Here is a 633-nt window from a genome sequence, read left to right as displayed (position 1 = left end):
TAATATAGGATATAATAATTATGTATTGATAAACATGTTGCAAATAGGAGTAGAAGCACCGGATTTTGAAGCAGACACATATTTTCCAGAGAACAAAGAAATTAAAACAATAAAGCTCTCAGATTATAGAGGGAAATGGGTAATACTGACATTTTACCCGGGAGACTTTACCTTTGTCTGTGCTACAGATATAGAGGCATTAATGGGTTCATATGATAAATTTTTAAAGGAAGGGGCCCAGATTTTCGGCATCAGCGAGGACTCAGTATTCTCACACAAGGCCTGGTCTGATACATCTCCAAGGGTAAGCAAGAGCAAGATCCCGTTAATAGATGATTATACAAAGAAAATTGCAACAGAGTATGGATTCCTTGATACAAAGGGATACCAGGCACAGAGGGGTCTGGTAATAATAGACCCTGAGGGTAAGGTTCAGTACATAGCAATGTTCAACAATGGCCTCGGAAAGGATGTAAGGCACATATATGGTGCATTTATGGGACTTAAGGTACTTCATGACACACCAGAGGGCGAGGGCCATATGTGCGCCATACCTGCAAACTGGGAACCCGGAGAGAAACCATTAGACATAGATGTAGTAAGGGATATTGGAAAATTATAAAATTTTATTTT

Annotated in this window: 1 protein-coding gene; it reads left to right on the top strand. The window is 39.3% G+C overall.

Going from position 1 to position 633, the window contains the following annotated elements; translation table 11 throughout:
- Positions 1–622: peroxiredoxin (locus AOG55_RS06745; RefSeq protein WP_236688985.1), on the top strand; the 622-nt coding region annotated here is incomplete at its 5' end.
- Positions 623–633: the final 11 nt, after the last annotated feature.

This window comes from Acidiplasma cupricumulans, assembly GCF_001402935.1.
GTDB lineage: Archaea > Thermoplasmatota > Thermoplasmata > Thermoplasmatales > Thermoplasmataceae > Acidiplasma > Acidiplasma aeolicum.
Note: the sequence above shows the minus strand (reverse complement) of the source record. Positions and strands in the feature narration are given on the sequence as shown.